This is a genomic window from Kitasatospora sp. NPDC094016 (assembly GCF_040304045.1).
In the GTDB taxonomy this organism is placed as follows: domain Bacteria; phylum Actinomycetota; class Actinomycetes; order Streptomycetales; family Streptomycetaceae; genus Kitasatospora.
Window position 1 is genome coordinate 154,073 of sequence record NZ_JBEOUK010000003.1, and the last position, 22,596, is coordinate 176,668.

The window sequence follows — 22,596 nt, forward strand, 5'->3', positions numbered from 1 at the left end:
AGCCCCGGCGGCGACGGCCCTCCAACCGGACACGCTCCGTCACCATCACCGCTCGCGGCGGGCGTCGGAGCGCCCCGGACGAAGATCGACGCGTGGCCGGGTGCCCCTGTGAGGCAGGCCCCGGATGAGGCAGGATGGGAAGTGGAAAGGGCGGCCTCTCATTGCCGGCCACCACGTGCACTGAGGAAGAGGACCCCATGAGCATCGACCCGTCGTCCATCCCGTCGTTCGGCGCGCCCCAGGGCGGCGGCCAGCCCGGCGACCAGGGGCGGCCGGCCGGCCCGCCGCCGATCATCGTCCCGGACCAGGGCCTGGTGACCCAGCTGCTGGACCAGATGCAGCTCAAGCACGTCGTGGACGAGGAGGGCGACCTCACCGCTCCCTGGGAGGGCTTCCGCGTCTACTACATGTTCCGCGGCGAGCAGAAGGAGCTCTTCGCGGTGCGCGCCTTCTACGACCGCGCGTACCCGCTGGAGAAGAAGGGCGAGATCCTCGACCTGATCGACGAGTGGAACCGCGAGACCCTCTGGCCCAAGGTCTACACCCACACCCACGAGGACGGCGTGGTCCGCCTGATCGGCGAGGCCCAGATGATCGTCGGCACCGGCGTCAACCTGGACTACTTCGTCACCACCACCGCCAACTGGACCCAGGCCGCCGTCGGCTTCGAGCAGTGGATCGTCGAGCGCCTCGGCCTGCAGAACGAGATCGAGGGCGAGGACGGCGAGACCCCCGAGGACACCAACGAGGCGTGACCCTGCCCGCCCCGCGAGCGCACGGCCCGACCACTTGGCCCCAGGTGGTCGGGCCGTCCTTGTCCCCGGCCCCCGGCTGACCCAGGATGGGGCCGACGACGACGCGTGAGGAGCCACCGATGGGCAACAGGCCGCTGCTGAACCGCCGACTGGCCGGCATGGGGACGACGATCTTCGCCGAGATGTCCGCCCTGGCCACGGCCACCGGCTCGATCAACCTCGGCCAGGGCTTCCCCGACACCGACGGCCCGGCTTCGGTGGCCCGGGCCGCTGCCGACGCCGTGCTGAACGGGCGCGGCAACCAGTACCCGCCCGGCCCCGGCATCCCCGAGCTGCGGCAGGCCATCGCCGAGCACCAGCGGCGCTTCCACGGCCTCGACTACGACCCGGACACCGAGGTGCTGGTCACCGCCGGCGCCACCGAGGCCATCGCCGCCACCCTGCTCGCCCTGCTGGAACCCGGTGACGAGGTGATCGCCCTCGAACCCTTCTACGACTCCTACGCCGCCTGCATCGCGATGGCCGGCGCCACCCGCCGCCCGCTCACCCTGCGCGCCCCGGACTTCCGCCCCGACCTGGACGAACTGCGCGCCCTGATCACCCCGCGCACCCGCCTGCTGCTGATCAACACCCCGCACAACCCGACCGGCACCGTGCTCACCGCCGACGAGCTGGCCGCCATCGCCGCCATCGCCGTCGAGCACGACCTGCTGGTCGTCACCGACGAGGTCTACGAACACCTCGTCTTCGGCGCCACCCACCACCCGATCGCCGCCCTGCCCGGCATGCGCGAGCGCACCGTCTCCATCTCCTCCGCCGGCAAGACCTTCTCCTTCACCGGCTGGAAGGTCGGCTGGGTCACCGCGAACCCGGCCCTGGTCACGGCCGTCCGCACGGCCAAGCAGTACCTCACCTACGTCAGCGCCGGCCCCTTCCAGTACGCCGTCGCCGAGGCGCTGCGGCTGCCCGACAGCTACTTCGACGGCTTCCGCGCCGACCTGCTCCGCAAGCGCGACCTGCTGGTCGACGGGCTCACCGCGGCCGGCTTCCGGGTGTTCACCCCCGAGGGCACGTACTTCATCACCACCGACATCACCCCGCTCGGCGAGAAGGACGGCATCGAGTTCTGCCGCGCCCTGCCGGAGCGCTGCGGCGTCGTCGCCATCCCGAACGCCGTCTTCTACGACAACACCGAGGCCGGCCGCAGCCTGGTCCGCTTCACCTTCTGCAAGCAGGACTCAGTGCTGGAGGAAGCGGTGTCACGGCTCCAGCGCCTCTGAGCCGTCGACCGGCCGCCGCCCGAGGCCGGACAGGTGGGCGTCCAGGATCGCCCGGGCCTCGGGTGCGGTGAGGCGGCCGACGAGGACGTGCGTGGTGAGCCCGTCGGCAAGGGCCAGCAGCGTCTTCGCCTCCCGGGCGGCGTCCGGCCCGGCCGCCGGCGACGCCTCGGCGATCAGCCGGGCGAACAGGCCCTCCAGGGCGGCGTAGTCGGCGTTCAGCGGGCCCGCCAGCCGCTCGTCGACGGCGGCCTGCGCGACGAAGGCCAGCCAGACCCGCGCCTGGGAGCGCTGTCCGTCGCCGAGCAGCGCCACCTCGGCGGCCGCGTGTGCCAGGAGGGCGGCGGGCGAGGGCGCCGGGTCGTCGGCGGGGTGCGCCCGGACCCGGGCGGTGATCCGCTCGCCGACGTAGCCGAGGGCGAAGCGGAGCATCTCGTCCTTGGTGCGGAAGCAGCGCTGGACGGCGCCGGTCGACACCTGCGCGCGGTCGGCCACGTCGCGCAGGGTCACTCCTTCCAGGCCGCGTTCGTCGGCGAGCCGGCAGACGGCCTCGGCGATCCGCCGGCGCCGGCCCTCGTGGTCCACCTGTCTGGGCACGGGCTCCCCCTCCGGTTTATTCGATGCACTCGTATCGGTTCCCAGGCTACGGTACCGATACGAGCGCATCGGAACGAGGAGGGGAGTACGTCATGCGGGACGCCCTGTGGCGACTGACGGCCACCGCGCAGGCGGCGGCGGTACGCGGCAAAGAGGTCTCGGCCGTCGAACTGCTCGACAACCACCTGGAGCGGATCGGCGCAGTGAACCCGCAGGTCAACGCCGTCACCCAGGTCCTGGCGGAGCCCGCCCGGGCACAGGCCCGGGAACTCGACCGGCGCCTGGCCGCGGGCGAGGACCCCGGCCCGCTGGCGGGCGTGCCGTTCACCGTGAAGGAGACCACCGCCATCGAGGGCGTGGCCACCACCTTCGGGGTGCCGCGCTTCCGCGACCTGGTGGCGCGGGCCGACGCTCCCCCGGTCGCCCGGCTGCGCGCGGCCGGGGCCGTACCGATCGGGCACAGCAACATGCCCACCATGATCCTGGCCGGGATGCACACCCGCAGCGAGCTCTACGGCGACACCGCCAACCCGTGGGACCGCGGCCGCACCCCGGGCGGGAGCAGCGGCGGCGACGGCGCGGCCGTCGCGACCGGCCTGGCCGCGCTCGGGCTCGGCAACGACTCCGGCGCGTCCATCCGCGTCCCGGCCTCGTTCTGCGGGGTCGCCGGGCTGAACCCGTCCAGTGGCAGGTTCCCCGCCGACCACCGCGCGTTCGGGCCGCAGGACCCGGGGCCGGCCTCCCAGTGGCTGGTCTGCGACGGCCCGCTCGCCCGGAGCGTCGCCGACCTCCGGCTGGCCTACGAGGTGCTGGCCGGCCCCGATCCGCGTGACCCGCGCGCCCTGCCCGTGCCGCGCTACGGCGAGCCGCTGCCCGGGCCGGTGAAGGTCGCGGTGGTGGCCGATCCGGGCGGCCACGGCGTCCACCCGACCGTCCGGGCCGCGATCGGGCGCGCGGCGGCCGCGCTGCGGGACGCCGGGTACGACGTGCGCGAGGTGGCGGACGTCCCGCGGCTCGACGAGTCCCTGGAGGTGTGCGACCGGATCACCATGACCGAGTTCGCACCCAAGTGGCCCGCCGTACGCTCCCTGCTCGGCCCGGGCGGCGACCGCTACATCGAGCTGACGATGGCCCGGACCCCGCCCGCGACGGCCGCCGAGCTCATGGAACTGATGGGGAGCTGGCTGGGCGTCCGCCGCTCCTGGGCCGAGTTCCTGGACGAGTACCCGCTGCTGCTCGGACCGGTGTTCACCGAACCGCCGGTCGAACCGGGCATCGAGTCCCGGGACGCGCAGGGGTGGGAGCTGGTCCGCACGGCGATGCGGCTGTGCAAGGTGACCAGCTTCGCGGGGCTGCCCGCGGTGGCGGTGCCCACCGGCCTGGCCGACGGACTGCCGACCGGGGTGCAGCTCGTCGGGCGGGCGTTTCGGGAGGACCTCTGCCTGGAGGCGGCCCAGGCGGTCGAGGACCGGCTCGGGGTGCTCGCGCCGATCGACCCCCGGCCGTGACGGGGAGCAATGATGGCCCGACGGGTGGGCCCAGTTCTTCTCAACTCACCTGACAGTCATGGTTGGTTGACGTCTGGTTGACGATTGAATGATGTCTGTGAGGCAATTCCTTCGGCCTCGGCGGAACGCTCCGACCGCCCTGCTCGCCCGGTGCGTGCAGGGCGGCGGTGCACGAGGCGTGCACCCGGCGCACTACCAGCGTGCACGGCGCACGACCCGGTCCCAGGGGCGCGCGCTGTGCACAGTCGCACACCGGGTCGATCAGAGCCGGGGAGCAGGTGTGCTCGAAACGGTGAATGCTTGACAAAGTTGGGTAAATCACCGGCGGACCCGGCGTATTCATGCTTCTCTGCTGCTGAATCTCCAGCCGGAATCCCTCCTTCCACGGTCGGCCGCGCCCAGGGCCGGACAGCCACGAACAGCCTCGCCATCGCCTAGGCCTACTCGGTGCTGCCCGGCGGGCGCGCACGGAGCTGAAACGCGGAGCCGAGCATGCTCACCACACTGCAGACCTCCTACACGGACACCCGCGCCGGTGACCTGGCCTGGTGCCTGGGCGGCGACCCGCTGCCCGCTCTCGCGGTCCGCGACCTGAGACTCGACGGAGGCGGCCACCCCGCCGCGTCCGGCACCCTCCAGCTGCGGCTGCTCGGCGCTTCGCACCAGGTGGTGATCGCCGCCGGCCCCGGCGAGTGCCTGGAGACCGTCGCCTGCCTGCCCGGCCGCCGCACCCCGCTGCCGGCCCGGGTGGCCAAGCAGGTCGGCGGCTGGGAGTACGAGTTCGCGGCCCGGATCGAGGCGCTGCCCCCGCACGACTTCGCGGCCCGCGCGCAGGAACTGCTGGCCCTGGTCGAGGGCCACCCGCGCGGCCTGGCCGGAGTGTTCCCGGGCGACCCGAGCGCCTTCACCGCGCTGGTCACCCAGGGCGGCGCCGACCGGCTGCTCTGGCGGACCTGGCACGCCTACCCGCAGGAGGGCCGGCTGGTCTGCACCCGCTCCTCGCTGGTGGTGTCCGGGGCATGACCGCCCGGGGTACGACCGCCAGCCGTCCGAGCAGGGTCGCCGATCCCGCCATGGCCTATGAATCGCACGCAGGAACGATTCGTCAATCCGGCGCCCAGCACTGTCCGTCGAATGGGCGCAGCTATCCGTCCCGAACGTCCCCTAGCGTTTGTTCGTGATCAACCATCCGGCCGGTCCACCCGCCCGCTCGCGAGTGGACCTCGACGACGGCGCCCCACCCCGGCCCGGGCGGAGCCTCGCCCCCCTGCCCGCCCGCCGTCGGTCCCGGCTGCGCTCCCACCCCCGGCTGGCCCGCCTCACCGTCCTGCTGGCCGCGTTCGTCTGTGCGGCCTGCGGACTCGTCTACGAACTCGAACTCGTGGCGCTAGGCGACTACCTGCTCGGGGACTCGGTCACCCAGACCTCCGTCGTGCTCTCCGTCATGGTGTTCGCGATGGGCCTCGGCTCGCTCCTCGCCAAACGCCTCACCCGGCGGCCCGCCACCGCCTTCGCCCTGGTCGAATGCGCCCTCGCGCTCACCGGCGGCCTCTCCGTCCTCGCGCTCTACTCCTGCTGGGCCTGGATCGGCCGCTACCAGGCCGCCATGGTCGGCCTCACCTGCCTCATCGGCATCCTCATCGGCGCCGAGATCCCGCTCCTGATGACCCTCATCCAGCGGATCCGGCGCGAGGACGCCGGCCGCGCCGCCGCCGACCTCTTCGCCGCCGACTACGTGGGCGCGCTGATCGGCGGCCTCGCCTTCCCCTTCCTCATCCTCCCCGGCCTCGGGCCCGGCGACGGCGCCCTCGTCACCGGCGCCGTCAACGCCGTCGCCGGAGCCGCCGTCGTGCTCTGGCTCTTCCGCGAGGAACCCGCTCCCCGGATACGGCTCCTGCTCTGGGGCGGCTGCGCGCTCGTCCTCGCCCTGCTCGCCGCGGCCGCCGCCGGCTCCGGTGCCGTCGAACGCGCCGCCCGACACGCCCTCTACGGCGCCCAGGTCCGCTTCGCCGCCCGCAGCCGCTCCCAGGAGATCGTGCTCACCGGCCCCGCCGAAGGCCCGCTCCGGCTCTACCTGAACGGCCGCCTCACGGTCTGCGGACCGGACGAGTACCGCGGCAACGAGGCCCTGGTCCACCCGGCGATGGCCGCCGGCCCGGACGCCCGCGTCCTGCTCCTCGGCGGCGGCGACGGCCTCGCCCTGCGCGAGGTGCTCCGGCACCGCGGCGTCCGCTCCGTCCGGCTCGTCGAGGCCGACCCCGCGCTCCCCCGGCTCGCCCGCACCGACCCCGGGCTCGCCGCCCTCACCGACCACTCCCTCGACGACCCCCGCGTCCACGCCACCGCCGCCGACCCGATGGCCTGGCTGCGCGGCGCCGCCACGGCCGGCGGACCGTACGACGTGGTGCTCGCCGACCTGCCCGCGCCCTCCGACGGCGGACCGGTCACCTTCCACTCCCAGGAGTTCTACGGCCTCGCCACCCGGCTGCTCTCCCCCGGCGGCCGCGTCGCCGTCCGGGCCGGCGGCGACCCGGACGGCCTCTGGCCGATCGAGTCCGGCCTGCGGACGGCGGGGCTGCAGACCGTCCCGTACGCCGTCCAGGGCAGCGCCACCGCGAGCTGCCGCCCGGACCCGCCGGGCGTCGCCCAGACCTTCCTCCTGGCGGCCGCCGCCCGGCCCCCGCTCACCCTCGCCCCCGACGCCCCACCGCCCCGCGCCCTCACCCCCGACGCCCTGCGCGGCTCCGCCACCCGCCTCGCCGCCCTCCGCCCCGCCCATCCCCCGGCCGCCCTCACCCTGCTCGGCCCCCGCTGAGCCGGGAGCGCGGGGCCGGACACCGGTGGTCCGGGGAAGTCGGGTGGCGGTGGGTGGGGACCGGGCGGGGTTCGGTCGGTAGGCTCCCTGACATGGAGCATGAGGTTGTCGTCCCGATGCCCGCCGAGTTGGTGCGGCAGGCCTTGCAGGATCCGGCTCTGCTGGCCCGTAGCGTGCCGGGGCTGAGCACCGAACCGGCCGCGGTCGGCGGTGGGCCGGCGGAGGAGATCGGCGGCCGGCTGAAGCTGCGGATCGGCGGCTCCACCATCACGTACAAGGGCGTGCTGTCCCTGATCGAGGGGCGCGAGGGCGTGCTGACCGTGTTCGCCGAGGGCCAGGAGGCCCGCGGCAGCGGCGAGGCGACCGCCACCGTCCGGGTCAGCGTCGCGGACGGCGCCGAGGACGGTACCGCCGTGGTCCGCTTCACCGGCGACCTGAGCGCCACCGGCCGGCTCACCGAGTTCGACGGGGAGACCCTCGACGCCGCCGGCCGCCGCCTGCTGGACCGGTTCGCCACCGCGCTCGCCTCCCCGGACGCCGAGCCGGAGAGCGAGGGCGACGGCGAGGGTGAGGGCGACGGCGAGAGCGACACGGAGACCGGCGGCGAGGCCGGGGCTCGGGCCGAAACCGAGACCGACGCCGACGTGGTGTTCATCGAGGAGCACCAGGACCAGCCCGGCGACGACCTCGACGACGACCTGTCCGACCTGATCGCCTTCTCCGACGCCGACGCCGAGCGCTTCGGCCTGCCCATCGGCGGCGGCGACGAGGACGGGCCCGAGGAGGGCGTCGCCGAGGAGCTCCCCGCCGAGCCGCTCTTCGAGTACGAGGAGGAGCCGGCGGGCGGCGGCCCGGTGCGCCGCAGCATCGTCGGCCGCTCGGCCGAGGAGGTGGACCACGCGCCGCCGCGCGGACGGTACGCCCCGGCGCTGCCGGCCCGTAGCGCCCGGGCCCGGGCGGCGTCCCGCTGGGGCGGCGAGGCCGGCGGGATCGTGGTGCCGGGTTCCGGCGGCCGCAGCGCGGTGCCGTGGATGATCGGCGGCGGGGTCGCGCTGCTGGGTGGCGCCGTGGTGCTGGTCAGGGCCTTGCGTCGCCGCTGACCGGCGGGAGAGGGCCTAGACTGGACGCTCATGAGCAACGACCGCGACGCCCTGCTGGCACAGATCAAGGACAAGGCCGTCGTACACGGCAAGGTCACCCTTTCCTCCGGCAAGGAGGCCGACTACTACGTCGACCTACGTCGGATCACGCTGGACGGCCAGGCCGCCCCGCTGGTCGGCCGGGTGATGCTGGACGCGACCTCCCACCTGGAGTACGACGCCGTCGGCGGTCTGACCCTGGGCGCCGACCCGGTGGCCGCCGCGATGCTGCACGCCGCCGCCGCGCGCGGGCGTGAGCTGGACGCCTTCGTGGTCCGCAAGGCGGGCAAGGCGCACGGCCTGCAGCGCCGGATCGAGGGCCCGGAGGTCAAGGGCCGCCGGGTGCTGGCGGTCGAGGACACCTCCACCACCGGCGGCTCGGTGCTGACCGCCGTCGAGGCGCTGCGCGAGGCGGGTGCCGAGGTGGTCGGCGTCGCGGTGATCGTGGAGCGCGGCGGCGCGGCCGCGGTCGAGGCGCAGGGCCTGCCGTACGTGACCGCCTACACCCTGGACGACCTGGGCCTCTGAGCCCGGCCGGACCTGACAGCAGAAGGGGCCGGGTCCTGTTTCACGTGAAACGTGAGACAGGACCCGGCCCCTTCGCGTGTCGTGCGCGAAGCCCCGGTGCTCAGCCGCGCCGGTGGCGGCCGCCGCCGCTCTGCACGGCGTCGGCCTCGGCGCTCTCCACGGCGCCGCCGGCCTTGCGCTTCTTGCGCTCGCGCAGGACCTCGATCAGGATCGGCGAGACCGAGAGCAGGACGATCAGCAGCACCGCCGGGATCAGGTACTTGTCGATCACCGGGGCGAGCGCGTCGCCGAAGAAGTAGCCGATCAGCAGCATGGACTCGGTCCAGAGCACGCCGCCGATGACGTTCCACAGGAAGAACGTCCGGGCGGGCATCTCCAGGGTGCCCGCGACCGGGTTGAGGAAGGTCCGGACGATCGGCATGAAGCGGGCCAGCACCACGGCCTTGCCGGGCCCGAACTTGTTGAAGTACTCCTCCGCCTTCACCACGTACTCGCGGCGGAAGATCTTCGACTCGGGCTTGTCGAACATCTTCGGCCCGACCTTGACCCCGATCAGGTGCCCGAGCTGGGCCCCCGCGACCGCGGCCACCGGGGCGCCGACGAGCAGGACGGCGATCGGCAGCTTGGCGCCGTCGCCGAGCACCGACGAGGCGGCGTTCGACGCCGCGACGCCGGCGATGATCAGCAGTGAGTCACCCGGGAAGAAGAAGCCGACCAGCAGGCCGGTCTCCGCGAAGATGATCGCGATCAGCCCGATGGCGCCGAGGGACGAGATCAGGGATTTGGCGTCGAGGATGTTGACGGCCAGCTGGTTGTAGTCCACGGGCGCAGGATAGCGGGCCGTTCTGTACGGGGGCTTCGCCCAGCCGGTGTATCCGGTGTCCGCCGAAGGTCGCAGGAGCGGGCCGTCCGCGTCGGCGGCGGCGACGGTCCGACTGGCGGGCTCCTGCTGACCTGCGGGCACGAGTCTGGGAGGATGGCACGGGCGTCCGGTCCGCAGCGGCACACCACCCTCATTGCCGTACCGCGGAGGTCGCTCGAACCTTGGTGCCGGAGAGCCACACCGCAGCGCCGCGCGTCGGCGGCCGGCACGGAGTCGTACCGAAGGCGTACACAGCGTCGGACAGCACCGTCCGTACGCCGCAACCCGACAGGAGCGGATCGCATGCCCATCGCAACTCCCGAGGTCTACAACGAGATGCTGGACCGGGCCAAGGCGGGCAAGTTCGCCTACCCGGCCATCAACGTCACCTCGTCGCAGACCCTGCACGCCGCACTGCGTGGTTTCGCCGAGGCCGAGAGCGACGGCATCATCCAGATCTCGACCGGTGGCGCGGAGTTCCTGGGCGGCCAGCACAACAAGGACATGGTGACCGGCGCCGTGGCGCTGGCCGAGTTCGCGCACATCGTCGCCGCCAAGTACGACATCACCGTCGCGCTGCACACCGACCACTGCCCGAAGGACAAGCTGGACGGCTACGTCCGCCCGCTGCTGGCGGTCTCCGCCGAGCGCGTGGCCAAGGGCCAGAACCCGCTGTTCCAGTCGCACATGTGGGACGGCTCGGCCGAGACCCTCGCCGACAACCTGGCGATCGCCCAGGAGCTGCTGGCCCAGGCCGCCGCCGCCAAGATCATCCTCGAGGTCGAGATCACCCCGACCGGCGGCGAGGAGGACGGCGTCACCCACGAGATCAACGACGAGCTGTACACCACCGTCAACGACGCCGTGCGCACCGCCGAGGCGCTGGGCCTGGGCGAGAAGGGCCGCTACCTGCTGGCCGCCTCGTTCGGCAACGTGCACGGCGTCTACAAGCCGGGCAACGTCGTGCTGAAGCCGGAGCTGCTGCGCGAGCTGCAGGACGCGATCGGCAAGCAGTACGGCAAGACCGACCCGTTCGACTTCGTCTTCCACGGCGGTTCCGGCTCGACCGCGGCGGAGATCGCCACCGCGCTGGAGAACGGCGTCGTGAAGATGAACCTGGACACCGACACCCAGTACGCCTTCACCCGCCCGGTCGTGGACCACATGTTCCGCAACTACGACGGTGTGCTGAAGGTCGACGGCGAGGTCGGCAAGAAGAACACCTACGACCCGCGCACCTGGGGCAAGCTCGCCGAGGCGGGCATGGCCGCCCGCGTGCTGGAGGCCGCGCAGCAGCTGCGCTCGGCCGGCAACCGCCTGAAGTGAGCCCGGCGGCCGGGCCGAGCCCGGCCGCGGTGTGAACGCGGATGCGCCCCCCGGTGGACTTCACCGGGGGGCGCACCTGTGGGTGGGTCTGCTGCCTCAGCAGCCGTGCGGGTCTACTGCTTCAGCTCCGCGTACGCCTCCGCGCTGCTGTCCTTCAGGAACTGCCAGCAGCGGGCCTCCTCCTCGGTCTCCTTGATCGCGCCGGCCGCCCGTGCGAGCCCGGCCAGGCAGCGCAGGAAGCCGCGGTTGCCGCGGTGCTCCCACGGCACGGGGCCGTGGCCCTTCCAGCCGTTGCGGCGCAGCGCGTCCAGGCCGCGGTGGTAGCCGGTGCGGGCGTAGGCGTAGGACTCGACGTAGCGGCCGGCCGCGTAGGCGTCGTCGGCGAGCATCGCCCAGGCGAGGCAGAAGGTCGGGAAGTCGGCGGCCACCTGGGTGGGTGAGGCCGATTCCTCCGCCAGCATGCGGTAGGGCTGCTCGTCCTCCGGGAGAAGGGTCGGGTCGGGGCCGTCGAGAAGATTCCGGTGAATCGCCATGCAGGCAGTCTGCCATCCGGGGCGCCAGGGTCAACCGCCGTCCCGGGATCGGCGGCGGCCGCCGGGCGCCTGCATACCCGGTATGTGGACATTCACCCGTTCGCCATGCCAGGGTGTCGATCATGCCCGCAGCCAGATCCGCCGCCAGGAGCGGCAGTGCCCGCGGCCGCCGACGCCGCCGGCCGCCGCGCCGGCTCGGGCCCGGCATGCTCGCGGCGCTGGTGACGGCGGTGGCGGTGCTGGGCGGTACGGCGGTCGTGCTGGCCCGCTCCTCCGGCGCGCCCGACGGCGGGCCGACCGCCCAGGCGCGGATCGCCCCGCCGACCGATCAGGCTCCCTCGCCCGTCGGCCCGACGCCGACGCCGACGCCGACCCCGACGCCGACCGACACCCCGAGCGAGCCCCCCGCTCCGTCCTCGACGCCCACGCCCACCACGCCCGACCCCGGCCCGGCCAAGGGCGCGGGCACCTTCAGCATCGCCGCCGCCACCGCCCAGCCGGTCGGACGCGGCACCGTGCGCCGCTACCGGGTGGAGGTCGAGGACGGCATAGGCATCGACGCCGGCGCCGCCGCCACCCAGATCCACGGCTTCCTCGGCGACAAGCGCGGCTGGACCAACGACCGCAGGAACGGCTTCCAGCTGGTCGCCGGCGGCGGGTACGACTTCACCGTGAAGATCGCCTCGCCGGCCACCGTGGACCGGATCTGCGGCGCCTCCGGCCTGGACACCCACGGCGAGGTGAACTGCAACGTCGGCAACCAGGTGCTCGTCAACTCCAAGCGCTGGAACACCGGTTCACCGCAGTTCAGCGGCCCGCTCGACGAGTACCGGGCACTGATCATCAACCACGAGGTCGGCCACCGGATAGGCCACGGGCACGAGACCTGCCCCGGCCCGGGCAAGCCGGCGCCCGCGATGATGCAGCAGATCTACGGGCTCAAGGGCTGCGAGCCGAACGCCTGGCCGTACGCGGAGAACGGCACCTACCTCGGCGGGCCGTCGGTGCCGTAGGGCGCCCCCCGGAGCACGGCTACCCGAGCACCGGCAGGTACTCCCGCAGGTCGCTGCGCTCGCCGGAGGCGGAGACCGCCGCCGCGTCCACCGCGGCCGCCCAGTCGGCCCGGCCGGTGGCCAGCCGGATCCAGGTCAGCGGGTCGGTCTCGACCACGTTCGGCGGGGTGCCCCGGGTGTGCCGGGGGCCCTCGACGGCCTGCACGACGGCGTACGGCGGGATCCGCAGCTCGACCGCGCCGCCCGGCGCGCGGTCGGCGAAGGCGTCGGCCAGCAGCCGGGTGACGGCGGCGACGGCCTGGCGGTCGTGCGGGAAGCCGTCGAGACCGAGCGCGACGGCCAGGTCGTCGGCGTGCACGACGGTCTCCACCAGCCTGGTCACCAACATGTCGGCGAGCGTCATCGAGCCCAGCCGGATCTCGAACCGCCGTGCCGGGTCGGCGGCTTCGGGCCGGTCCAGCAGACCGGTCAGCGCGTCCGCCGCCCGGGTGAAGGCCCGCGCCACCGAGTCCGCGTCCCCGCCGAAGTCGCCCGCGGCCCTCGCCCGGGCCTGCTCGTCGAGCAGCGGCGCGACCGTGCCGACCGCGGCCACCCACCCCGACAGGCCCAACGGCGCCCGCCCCTCCAGCGGATCGTCGAGGTGCTCGGGGACGAAGTCGAGCTGGACGGCGAGGTGCGCGATCAGCTCGCGGACCGTCCACTCCCCCAGCCTGGTCGGCCGGGCCAACCACTGCTCGGCGTCCGGGCGTTCACAGAGCTGCCGGACGGCGTCGCGCAGCGCGCCGGTCTGCGCCGCGAGCGCGGCGCGCACCTTCTGCGGCTGGTAGGTACGGGGCTTGGGGGGCATGGCCCCCAACATACGCCGAGGGGCGGACGGCCCCGTCGGACCGTCCGCCCCTCGAACCGCGCGGGTCAGGCGAGCAGAGCCTCGATGACGCCGGTGTGGGCGTCCTTCAGCTCGGCCAGCGAGACGGTGAACTGGCCCTGGACGTCCAGGGATTCGCCGTCCACGACACCGATGCGGGTGGCCGGCAGGCCGCGCGCGGTGCACATGTCGTTGAACCGGAGCTCCTCGCTGCGCGGCACCGCCACGACAGCGCGGCCGGCCGACTCGGAGAACAGGAACACGAACGGGTCCGCGCCCTCGGGCACGATGATCCGCGCGCCCTGGCCGCCCTTGAGGCAGCTCTCCACGAGCGCCTGGCCGAGGCCGCCGTCGGAGAGGTCGTGCGCGGCGTCGATCATGCCGTCGCGCGAGGCGGCGATCAGGATGTCGCCGAGCAGCCGCTCGCGCTCCAGGTCGACCTTGGGCGGCAGACCGCCGAGGTGGTCGTGGACCACCTGCGACCAGGCCGAGCCGCCGAGCTCGTCCGCGGTGTCGCCGAGCAGGTAGAGCAGCTGCCCCTCCTCGGCGAAGGCGACCGGGGTGCGCCGGGTGACGTCGTCGATGACGCCGAGCACCGCGACCACCGGGGTCGGGTGGATGGCGACCTCGCCGGTCTGGTTGTACAGCGAGACGTTGCCGCCGGTGACCGGGGTGCCGAGCACCAGGCAGGCGTCGGCCAGACCGCGGGTGGCCTCGGCGAACTGCCACATCACGTCCGGGTCCTCGGGGGAGCCGAAGTTGAGGCAGTCGGAGATCGCGAGCGGCTTGGCGCCGCCGGCCGCGACGTTGCGGTAGGCCTCGGCGAGGGCCAGCTGGGCGCCGGTGTACGGGTCCAGCTTGGTGTAGCGGCCGTTGCCGTCGGTGGCGACCGAGACGCCGAGGTTGGTCTCCTCGTCGATCCGGATCATGCCCGAGTCCTCGCCGACCGAGAGCACGGTGTTGCCGAGCACGTAGCGGTCGTACTGGTCGGTGATCCAGGACTTGGAGGCCTGGTTCGGGGAGCCGGCGACCTTCAGCAGGTCGGCCTTGAGGCCCTCGCCGGTGGTCGGGCGGGCCAGCCGATCGCCGGTGGGGGCGTCGGCCTGCAGCGCGTCCTGCCAGCTCGGGCGGGCGTACGGGCGCTGGTAGGTCGGGCCCTCGTGGGCGACGGTGCGCGGCGGCACGTCGACGACGAGTTCGCCGTGCCAGAAGATCTCCAGGCGCTCGCCGTCGGTCACCTCACCGATGACGGTGGCGATGACGTCCCACTTCTCGCAGATCTCCAGGAAGCGGTCGACCTTGCCGGGCTCGACGATGGCGCACATGCGCTCCTGCGACTCGCTCATGAGGATCTCCTCGGGCGAGAGCGTGTTGTCGCGCAGCGGCACGGTGTCCAGCTCGACCCGCATGCCGCCGGAGCCGGCGCTGGCCAGCTCCGAGGTCGCGCAGGACAGGCCCGCGCCGCCCAGGTCCTGGATGCCCTTGACGAGCTTCTCCCGGAAGATCTCCAGGGTGCACTCGATCAGGAGCTTCTCCTGGAACGGGTCGCCGACCTGGACCGCCGGACGCTTGGTCGGCTTGGTGTCGTCGAAGGTCTCGGAGGCGAGCACGGAGACGCCGCCGATGCCGTCGCCGCCGGTGCGGGCTCCGTACAGGATGACCTTGTTGCCGGCGCCGGAGGCCTGCGCGAGGTGGATGTCCTCGTGCTTCATGACGCCCACGCACAGCGCGTTGACCAGCGGGTTGCCCTGGTAGCAGGAGTCGAAGACGACCTCGCCGCCGATGTTCGGCAGGCCCAGGCAGTTGCCGTAGCCGCCGATGCCCGCGACGATCCCGGGCAGCACGCGCCGGGTGTCCGGGTGGTCGGCCGCGCCGAACCGCAGCGGGTCCATCACGGCGACCGGGCGGGCGCCCATCGCCAGGATGTCGCGCACGATGCCGCCGATGCCGGTGGCCGCGCCCTGGTAGGGCTCGATGTACGACGGGTGGTTGTGCGACTCGACCTTGAAGGTCACGGCGTAGCCCTGGCCGACGTCGACCACACCGGCGTTCTCGCCGATGCCGACGAGCATCGCGTCCGAGTCGGGCTTCTTGTCGCCGAACTGCTTCAGGTGGACCTTGCTGCTCTTGTACGAACAGTGCTCCGACCACATGACCGAGTACATCGCGAGTTCGGCGCCGGTCGGGCGGCGGCCGAGAATCTCGCGGATGCGCGCGTACTCGTCCTCCTTGAGCCCGAGTTCGGCCCAGGGCTGGGCGACGTCCGGGGTCTGCTCGGCGTTCTTGACGGTGTCGAGGCTCATCAGGCGTTCACCAGCTGCTTCAGGACGGAAGTGAAGAAGCCCAGGCCCTCGACGGTCGGACCGGTGAGCGGCTCCACGGCGTGCTCCGGGTGCGGCATCAGGCCGACGACATTGCCGGCGGCGTTGGTGATGCCGGCGATGTCGCGGTACGAACCGTTCGGGTTACCGTATCCGTCAGCGGCATCGCCGCGGGCCACGTAACGGGCCACCACCCGGCCCTCCGCCTCCAGTTGGTCCAGGACGCGCTCCTCGGCGACGAACCGGCCCTCGCCGTTCTTCAGCGGAACGACGATTTCCTGGCCCGCCGAGTAATCCCGGGTCCAGGCGGTACCGGTGTTCTCGATGCGCAGCTTCTGGTCGCGGCAGACGAAGTGCAGCGAGTCGTTGCGGGTGAGCGCACCGGGCAGCAGGTGCGATTCGCAGAGCACCTGGAAGCCGTTGCAGATACCGAGGACCGGCATTCCCAGCTTCGCCTGCTCGATGACGGTGTCCATCACGGGCGAGAAGCGGGAGATCGCGCCGCAGCGCAGATAGTCGCCGTAACTGAATCCGCCCGGCAGGACGACGGCGTCGACCTGGTGGAGATCCTTGTCACGGTGCCAGAGCGCGACCGGCTCGGCGCCGGCCAGGCGGACCGCGCGCTGGGCGTCACGGTCGTCGAGGGAGCCGGGGAAAGTGACGACGCCAACGCGGGTGGTCACTTCGCCGCCTCCTCGACGCGGACGGTGAAGTCCTCGATCACGGTGTTGGCGAGAAAGGTCTCGGCGGCTTCGCGGATACGGGCGAGCGCGGCGTCGTCGACCGGGCCCTCCACTTCCAGCTCGAAACGCTTGCCCTGGCGGACGTCGGCGATCCCGGTGAATCCGAGACGGGGCAGTGCACGCTGCACCGCCTGGCCCTGGGGGTCGAGGATCTCCGGCTTGAGCATGACGTCGACTACGACGCGTGCCACTGGCACTCCCGGTGGTGTCTTCGGTGAGGCGGGGGAACTCCAGACTACCGGGGGTTTCGGGCGGGATTGCTGGCCGGGGCAGGCGACGCGCGTAGACCCGAGACCCTTACGCGGCAAGGGATCCAAGCCCGTGAACCCCCGGCCGGGCCGCGCGGTTTCCACGGATTCGGCCCCCGGAACGAGAACACCCGAAGAACACCCGAATACGGCACTCCGGGACAGATCGACCCGTCCCGCACTCCGGTATCCGGCACTCCGGCGAAGACACGTGAATATCCGGAAAAGAATGCCGGACTCTTCGATTTCGACCCCCTTCGGGTGCAGAATAGGTCCACCTGTCGCGGCAAGTGCTGCGTATCCGGCGGGCCACCAGGCCTGCCCGTATGCGCTTGCGCGAGTGGTGCACATCAGGCCCCCGGACGCACCCCGCGAACCGGCGGCCGAATTGCCCGAGAGGATTGACACCCATGGCTCAGCGTGTAGTTGTCACGCTCTCCGACGACCTGGACGGCGGCGCCGCGGCGGAAACCGTCCACTTCGGCGTCGACGGGAAGTCGTACGAGATCGACCTGTCCGTGGACAACGCGGAAAAGCTGCGGGAGGCCCTCGCTCCGTTCGTCGCGGCCGGCCGCCGCCAGAGCCGCACCGGAAAGTCCTTCCGCCGCACCGCGCTCACCCCGGACCCGGCCGCGGTGCGCGCCTGGGCCCTGTCGCGCGGCATGGAGCTGCCGGCCCGCGGACGCATCCCCAAGCACGTGTACGAGCAGTTCGCCGAGGCGAACTGACCGCCCCGGGCACCCCGGTCGCCCCGCCCGCCCGGACCGAAAGGGTGGGGCGACCACCCCGGACGATGCTGTAGAGTAATCCTCGTCGCCGCAACGGAGAGATCCGAAGAGGCGGCGGGTGCCCCACCAGGCACCATGCGGACGTGGCTCAGTTGGTAGAGCATCACCTTGCCAAGGTGAGGGTCGCGAGTTCGAATCTCGTCGTCCGCTCGCAGTGTGCGAGCACAGCACAACTCCATAGTCAGACCTGCGGACGTGGCTCAGTTGGTAGAGCATCACCTTGCCAAGGTGAGGGTCGCGAGTTCGAATCTCGTCGTCCGCTCCAGAACGAAAGGCCCCCTCGATCGAGGGGGCCTTTCGGCATTCCCGCTCCACGCCGATCCCGGCCCATGACATTTGTCATCGCCGACCCGTGGATCTCCACCGCCGGTTCATGACGGCGCGCACTGCCCGCCCGGCCGGGGAGGCGGAAGGCTTGAGCCATGGAAACGAGCCAGCCCCTGCGCCCCGGCGACAGCGTGATCGAGGTCACCGACCTGCACCGCCACTACGGCAGCGGCACCACCGGGTACCACGCCGTCCGCGGCATCGACCTGACCGTCGGCCGCGGTGAGCTGTTCGCCCTGCTCGGCACCAACGGGGCCGGCAAGACCTCCGCCATGGAGCTCATCGAGGGCCTGGCCGCCCCCACCGGCGGCACCGTCCGGGTGCTCGGTCACGACCCCCACCGGGAGCGCGCCGCCGTCCGCCCGCGGATCGGCATCATGCTCCAGGAGGGCGGCTTCCCCGGCGACCTCACCATCGCCGAGACCGGCCGCAGCTGGGCCGGCATGACCAGCAACGCCCGCCCGGTCGACGAGGCCCTGGAACTGGTCGGCCTCGGCCACCGCCGCGACGTCCGGGTCAAGCAGCTGTCCGGCGGCGAGCGGCGCCGGCTCGACCTCGCGATGGCCCTGCTCGGCCGCCCCGAGGTGCTCTTCCTGGACGAGCCCAGCACCGGCCTCGACCCCGAGGCGCGCGCCGCCGTCTGGCGGCTGGTCCGCGAACTGCGCTCCCAGGGCACCACCGTGCTGCTCACCACGCACTACCTGGAGGAGGCCGAGGAGCTCGCCGACCGGCTGGCCATCATGCACGGCGGCCGGGTCGTCACCACCGGCACCGTCGCCGAGGTGATCGCCGGACGGCCCTCCCGGATCAGCTTCGAACTCCCCGAGTTCACCGGGACGGCGCTGCCGGTCCTCGCCGGGGCCGAGATCGCCGTCGACGGCCGCAAGGTCACCGTGCAGACCGGCGGCCTCCAGCACACCCTCTTCGAACTGCTCGGCTGGGCCCAGCAGCACGGGATCACGCTCGGCTCCCTGGACGCCCGCAGCGCCTCGTTGGAGGAGGCCTTCCTCGCCATCGCCTCCGAGGCCGCCCACCAGGCCCCGCCCCAGTCGCCCGCCGCCCCCACCGCCCGCACCGCCCGCCGCCGCCTGATCGGATCCGCCCGATGACCACCGCCACCGCCGCCAAGACCGCCGCCGGCCCGCAGAGCACCACCGCCCGCCGGCTGCTCTCCCTCGGCCGCGCCGAGGCCACCCTGCTGCTGCGCAACCGGGCCGCCCTGTTCACCGCGCTGCTGCTGCCGCTGCTGCTGATCGCCGGCCGGCGCAACATGCTCAAGCAGCAGGCCGAGTCCCACCCCGGACTGGACGTCGACACGCTGCTGATCACCGGGACCATCGGCGGCGTCCTCGCCTTCGTCGTCTACTACAACCTGACCGCCGCGTACGTCGCCCGCCGCAACGAGCTGGTGCTCAAGCGGCTGCGCACCGGCGAGGCCCGGGACATCGAGATCCTGGCCGGTACGGCGGTGCCCTCGGTGAGCCTCGCCCTGATGATGTGCGCCGTGGTCGGCATCGGCGCCGCCGCCCTCCTCAAGCTCAGCACGCCGGTGAACCCGCTGCTGCTGGCCGTCGGGCTGGTCCTGAGCATCGCCGTCTTCATCGCACTGGCCGCCATCTCCAGCGCCTTCACCAAGACCGTCGAGACCGCCGGCATCACCACCCTCCCGGTGCTGCTGGTCTCCCAGTTCGGCTCCGGCCTGCTCATCCCGCTGGAGATCATGCCCCCCGGGCTGGCCGACTTCTGCCGCCTGCTGCCCACCACCCCGGCCTTCCAGCTGATCCGGATCGGCTGGACCGGCAGCGACGGCTCGGCCGCCGCCACCGGCTTCGCCGGCACCTGGTCCACCGCCGCCCCGCACCTGGTGACCGGCACCGTCTGGCTCGGCCTGGCGGTCTGGGGCGCGGTGCGCTACTTCCGCTGGGAGTCGCGCCGCTGACGCCCCGGCGGGCACCCTCTCTGGAAGTGCGAAGGTCAGACCCCCGTTCCGCCTCTGATATGAAGGTAGCGACACGATCTTGATCGAAACGGGGAGCGATTCGATGGCCGTCCAGGGGCCGGTCCGCAGATGGAAGGGCTTCGGCAAGCCCCAACGCGCCGAGCTGTACTTCCGCTGGTCGCTCTACATGGTGGCCTGGTGCATCGTCCCGGTGAACCTGGTGTTCAGCGCCTCCTCCGTCACGAACATCGACCGGTCGGTCGACGCCGTCCGGGTCACCCTGGTCGTCTCGCTCGCCTCCACCCTGCTCTGCCTCCGGGCGTTCCGCACCTCGCTCGACCACTACCTGCACCGCCCCACCGAGCACCTGCGCTGGCTGATCGTCAACAGCGCCCTCTCGGTCGCCGGTTCCTGGGCCGTCCTGCTGCTGGGCCCGTCCGCAGCCGAAGCCGGGCGGCCCGGAGGGACGCCGTTCACCGCGTCGGTCGCCATCGCCATGCTGTGCGCCGCCATCGGCCCGATCGGCGTGGGCCTGCCCCTGCGCCAGGTCTTCGCCGCCGGACTCGGCCTGATCCTGCTGATCGCCCCGGCGATGCTGCTGGCCGGGATGAGCCCCGCCACCACGGCCGGGCTGGCGGTCGGAGCGGCGATCAGCCTGACCTTCCTCGTCGGCACCTGCCGCAGTTTCGCCTGGGTGACCGCGATCATCTGGGAACTGGAGACCGCCCGCGAGGCCCAGTCCCGGCTGGCCGTCGCCGAGGAGCGGCTGCGGTTCTCCCGCGACCTGCACGACGTGATGGGCCGCAACCTCACCACCATCGCGCTCAAGAGCGAACTCGCCGTCCAGTTCGCCCGCCGCGGGCGCCCGGAGGCCGCCGACCAGATGGCCGAGGTCCAGCGGATCGCCCAGGAGTCGCAGCGCGAGGTCCGGGACGTCATCCGCGGCTACCGCACCGCCGACCTGCACGCCGAGGCGATCGGAGCCCGCGCGGTGCTCCGCAGCGCCGACGTCACCTGCGAGATCGACCTCGGCGAGAACGCCGACCGACTGCCGCCGGCGATCCAGTCGGTGCTCGGCTGGGTGATCCGCGAGGCCACCACCAACGTGCTGCGGCACAGCGAGGCCGCCCACTGCCTGATCCGGCTGAACCTCCAGGACGGCCGCGCCGTCCTGGAGCTGGAGAATGACGGGGTGCCCGCCGTCCCGCTCCCCTCGCTGGGCGGCGGCACCGGACTGCGCGGCCTGCGCGAACGGCTGGCCGCCCACGACGGCGAGCTGACCATCCCCGAGGCCGCCCAGGGCACCTTCCGGATGCTCGCCGCCGTCCCGCTCTGACCCGCACCCACCGACGGAGGACCGCCCGATGACCGACCCCGCACCCGTGCGCGTCCTGCTCGCCGACGACGAGCACCTGATCCGGGGCGCGCTGGCCGCGCTGCTCTCCCTGGAGGAGGACATCACCGTGGTCGCCGAGGCCGGCTCCGGCCCGGAGGCGCTGGCGATGGCGCAGGCCCACCGCCCGGACGTCGCGGTGCTGGACCTCCAGATGCCCGGCAAGGACGGCATCGAGGTGGCCACCGAACTGCGCCGGCTGCTGCCGGACTGCCGCTGCATGATCGTCACCGGCCACGGCCGCCCCGGCTACCTCAAGCGGGCGCTGGAGGTCGGGGTGCGCGGCTTCCTGCCGAAGACCGTCTCGGCGGCCGACCTGGCCGGCATCATCCGGACCGTCCGGGCCGGCGGCCGGTACGTGGACCCGGAGCTGGCCGCGGACGCGATCAGCGCGGGCGAGACCCCGCTCACCCCGCGCGAGACGGACGTCCTGGAGCTGGCCGCCGACGGCACCTCGATCACCGAGATCGCCGAACGGGCGGCGCTGTCCCCCGGCACCGTCCGCAACTACCTGTCCTCGGCGGCCGGGAAACTGGGCGCCGAGAACCGGCACGCGGCGGTGCGGATCGCCCGCGAGCACGGCTGGATCTAGGTCCGGATCCAGATCCGGATCCAGATCCGGCCTCGGGCTCGCGGGCGGCCGGGCGTCAGGCCCAGGCGGTACCGGTCAGCCGCTCGTACACCTCGATGTACTTGGCACGGGTCCGCTCGACCAGCTCGGCGGGCAGCTCCGGCGGCGGCTGCTCGCTGTAGCGGTCCCAGCCGGAGGCCGGGGAGACCAGCCAGTCGCGGATCAGCTGCTTGTCGAAGGACGGCTGCGAGCGGCCGGGCTGCCACTCGTCGGCCGGCCAGTACCGGGAGGAGTCCGGGGTGAGCACCTCGTCGCCGATCAGCAGCTCGCCGTCCAGCAGGCCGAACTCGAACTTGGTGTCGGCCAGGATGATGCCGCGGTCGCGGGCGATGTCCCGGGCCCGGCCGTAGACGTCCAGGGTGGTGCGGCGCAGCTGGGCGGCCAGGTCGGCGCCGATCCGGCGGGCGGTCTCCTCGTAGGAGACGTTCTCGTCGTGCTCGCCGACCTCGGCCTTGAGCGCCGGGGTGTAGATCGGGGCGGGCAGCTCGGAGCTGTTCTCCAGGCCCTCCGGCAGGGCGATGCCGCAGACCGTGCGGTTCTCCTGGTACTCGGCCAGGCCGGAGCCGGCCAGGTAGCCGCGGGCGACCGCCTCGACCGGGACCATGTCCAGGCTGCGGCAGATCAGCGTGCGGCCCTTCCAGTCGGCGGGGGCGCCGGACGGGACCTCGGTGGAGATCACGTGGTTGGGGACGATGTCGGCGATCCGCTCGAACCACCACAGGGACAGCTGGGTGAGGACGCGCCCCTTGTCGGGGATCTCGTTCGGCAGCACCCAGTCGTGGGCGGACATCCGGTCGCTGGCGACCATGACCAGCTCGCCCGACTCGGTCCGGTAGAGGTCGCGCACCTTGCCGGTGTGCAGGTGGACGAGGCCGGGCACCTGGACCGGCTCGGGCTTGGTGACAAATCCGCTCAAGGTGTCTCAGTCCTCAGGGGTCGTTCGCGGGCGTGGGGCGCGCGAAAGGGGAGGTCACTGCCCCCGCAGTCT

Annotated in this window: 22 protein-coding genes and 2 tRNA genes; 16 read left to right on the forward strand and 8 right to left on the reverse strand. The window is 72.8% G+C overall.

Annotated features, from left to right (window positions below):
- The first annotated feature begins 197 nt into the window (after window positions 1–197).
- Entirely contained in the window at window positions 198–755 is a 558-nt protein-coding gene (locus ABT015_RS04205) for a type III secretion system chaperone family protein (RefSeq protein WP_350876599.1), read from the forward strand.
- Window positions 756–874: 119 nt separating this feature from the next.
- Window positions 875–2,035 carry a pyridoxal phosphate-dependent aminotransferase gene (locus ABT015_RS04210; protein WP_350876601.1) on the forward strand — a complete coding sequence of 387 codons (1,161 nt, stop codon included), beginning with the start codon at window positions 875–877 and terminating at the stop codon, window positions 2,033–2,035.
- On the opposite strand, the gene ABT015_RS04215 is transcribed toward ABT015_RS04210, so the two are convergent.
- A complete protein-coding gene (locus ABT015_RS04215) occupies window positions 2,015–2,629 on the reverse strand; it encodes a TetR/AcrR family transcriptional regulator (RefSeq protein WP_350876603.1) in 615 nt (204 codons plus the stop codon). The genes ABT015_RS04210 and ABT015_RS04215 overlap by 21 nt on opposite strands.
- A 92-nt stretch (window positions 2,630–2,721) precedes the next feature.
- Here ABT015_RS04215 and ABT015_RS04220 point away from each other — a divergent pair, with 92 nt between their 5' ends.
- The 5 genes from ABT015_RS04220 to pyrE all read left to right on the forward strand — a co-directional run bounded on the left by ABT015_RS04220 (window position 2,722) and on the right by pyrE (window position 8,619).
- Complete coding sequence (locus ABT015_RS04220) at window positions 2,722–4,137, forward strand: amidase (protein WP_350876606.1); 1,416 nt, start codon at window positions 2,722–2,724, stop codon at window positions 4,135–4,137.
- A gap of 492 nt (window positions 4,138–4,629) precedes the next feature.
- On the forward strand, window positions 4,630–5,160 hold the full coding sequence (locus ABT015_RS04225; protein WP_350876608.1) for a DUF2617 family protein: 531 nt from the start codon (window positions 4,630–4,632) through the stop codon (window positions 5,158–5,160).
- Between the two features lie 154 nt (window positions 5,161–5,314).
- Window positions 5,315–6,952, forward strand: coding sequence for a polyamine aminopropyltransferase (locus tag ABT015_RS04230; protein ID WP_502897262.1), 1,638 nt, complete (start codon window positions 5,315–5,317; stop codon window positions 6,950–6,952).
- 92 nt (window positions 6,953–7,044) lie between these two features.
- Window positions 7,045–8,052: an SRPBCC family protein gene (locus ABT015_RS04235; protein WP_350876610.1), complete on the forward strand. Its 1,008-nt coding sequence runs from the start codon at window positions 7,045–7,047 to the stop codon at window positions 8,050–8,052.
- 30 nt (window positions 8,053–8,082) lie between these two features.
- Complete coding sequence (gene pyrE / locus ABT015_RS04240; RefSeq protein WP_280673778.1) at window positions 8,083–8,619, forward strand: orotate phosphoribosyltransferase; 537 nt, start codon at window positions 8,083–8,085, stop codon at window positions 8,617–8,619.
- Between the two features lie 100 nt (window positions 8,620–8,719).
- Here pyrE and ABT015_RS04245 read toward each other — a convergent pair whose 3' ends face one another.
- Window positions 8,720–9,442 carry a DedA family protein gene (locus ABT015_RS04245; RefSeq protein ID WP_350876612.1) on the reverse strand — a complete coding sequence of 241 codons (723 nt, stop codon included), beginning with the start codon at window positions 9,440–9,442 and terminating at the stop codon, window positions 8,720–8,722.
- Window positions 9,443–9,784: 342 nt separating this feature from the next.
- On the opposite strand from ABT015_RS04245, the gene fbaA reads away from it, so the two are divergent.
- Window positions 9,785–10,807, forward strand: a complete 1,023-nt coding sequence (gene fbaA / locus ABT015_RS04250) for a class II fructose-bisphosphate aldolase (protein ID WP_063348525.1) — start codon at window positions 9,785–9,787, stop codon at window positions 10,805–10,807.
- A gap of 113 nt (window positions 10,808–10,920) precedes the next feature.
- Here the strand turns inward: fbaA and ABT015_RS04255 are convergent, their stop codons facing one another.
- On the reverse strand, window positions 10,921–11,340 hold the full coding sequence (locus ABT015_RS04255; protein WP_350876615.1) for a DUF3151 domain-containing protein: 420 nt from the start codon (window positions 11,338–11,340) through the stop codon (window positions 10,921–10,923).
- Between the two features lie 122 nt (window positions 11,341–11,462).
- Between ABT015_RS04255 and ABT015_RS04260 the strand changes: the two genes are divergently transcribed.
- Window positions 11,463–12,353: a DUF3152 domain-containing protein gene (locus ABT015_RS04260; RefSeq protein ID WP_350876617.1), complete on the forward strand. Its 891-nt coding sequence runs from the start codon at window positions 11,463–11,465 to the stop codon at window positions 12,351–12,353.
- 19 nt (window positions 12,354–12,372) lie between these two features.
- Here ABT015_RS04260 and ABT015_RS04265 read toward each other — a convergent pair whose 3' ends face one another.
- From ABT015_RS04265 to purS, 4 genes are all read right to left on the reverse strand, one after another.
- Window positions 12,373–13,200, reverse strand: a complete 828-nt coding sequence (locus ABT015_RS04265; protein WP_350876619.1) for a maleylpyruvate isomerase family mycothiol-dependent enzyme — start codon at window positions 13,198–13,200, stop codon at window positions 12,373–12,375.
- A 65-nt stretch (window positions 13,201–13,265) separates the two neighbouring features.
- Entirely contained in the window at window positions 13,266–15,521 is a 2,256-nt protein-coding gene (gene purL / locus ABT015_RS04270; protein WP_350876621.1) for a phosphoribosylformylglycinamidine synthase subunit PurL, read from the reverse strand.
- On the reverse strand, window positions 15,521–16,222 hold the full coding sequence (gene purQ / locus ABT015_RS04275) for a phosphoribosylformylglycinamidine synthase subunit PurQ (protein WP_350876623.1): 702 nt from the start codon (window positions 16,220–16,222) through the stop codon (window positions 15,521–15,523). The genes purL and purQ overlap by 1 nt, the downstream gene beginning before the upstream one ends.
- Complete coding sequence (gene purS / locus ABT015_RS04280) at window positions 16,219–16,473, reverse strand: phosphoribosylformylglycinamidine synthase subunit PurS (RefSeq protein ID WP_045692676.1); 255 nt, start codon at window positions 16,471–16,473, stop codon at window positions 16,219–16,221. Before purS ends, purQ begins: the two co-directional genes overlap by 4 nt.
- Before the next feature lie 467 nt (window positions 16,474–16,940).
- Between purS and ABT015_RS04285 the strand changes: the two genes are divergently transcribed.
- From ABT015_RS04285 to ABT015_RS04315, 7 genes are all read left to right on the forward strand, one after another.
- The gene (locus ABT015_RS04285; RefSeq protein ID WP_063348519.1) at window positions 16,941–17,258 is read left to right on the forward strand and encodes a histone-like nucleoid-structuring protein Lsr2; all 318 of its coding nucleotides are present in this window, start codon (window positions 16,941–16,943) and stop codon (window positions 17,256–17,258) included.
- Between the two features lie 137 nt (window positions 17,259–17,395).
- Window positions 17,396–17,468, forward strand: a tRNA-Gly gene (locus tag ABT015_RS04290).
- Window positions 17,469–17,507: 39 nt separating this feature from the next.
- Window positions 17,508–17,583, forward strand: a tRNA-Gly gene (locus ABT015_RS04295).
- A gap of 157 nt (window positions 17,584–17,740) precedes the next feature.
- The gene (locus ABT015_RS04300) at window positions 17,741–18,754 is read left to right on the forward strand and encodes an ABC transporter ATP-binding protein (RefSeq protein ID WP_350876625.1); all 1,014 of its coding nucleotides are present in this window, start codon (window positions 17,741–17,743) and stop codon (window positions 18,752–18,754) included.
- The gene (locus tag ABT015_RS04305) at window positions 18,751–19,584 is read left to right on the forward strand and encodes an ABC transporter permease (protein ID WP_350876627.1); all 834 of its coding nucleotides are present in this window, start codon (window positions 18,751–18,753) and stop codon (window positions 19,582–19,584) included. Before ABT015_RS04300 ends, ABT015_RS04305 begins: the two co-directional genes overlap by 4 nt.
- A gap of 103 nt (window positions 19,585–19,687) precedes the next feature.
- A complete protein-coding gene (locus ABT015_RS04310) occupies window positions 19,688–20,920 on the forward strand; it encodes a sensor histidine kinase (protein ID WP_350876629.1) in 1,233 nt (410 codons plus the stop codon).
- A 28-nt stretch (window positions 20,921–20,948) separates the two neighbouring features.
- On the forward strand, window positions 20,949–21,569 hold the full coding sequence (locus ABT015_RS04315; RefSeq protein ID WP_350876631.1) for a response regulator: 621 nt from the start codon (window positions 20,949–20,951) through the stop codon (window positions 21,567–21,569).
- 55 nt (window positions 21,570–21,624) lie between these two features.
- Here ABT015_RS04315 and ABT015_RS04320 read toward each other — a convergent pair whose 3' ends face one another.
- Window positions 21,625–22,524, reverse strand: a complete 900-nt coding sequence (locus ABT015_RS04320; protein ID WP_350876633.1) for a phosphoribosylaminoimidazolesuccinocarboxamide synthase — start codon at window positions 22,522–22,524, stop codon at window positions 21,625–21,627.
- Window positions 22,525–22,596 lie beyond the last annotated feature (72 nt).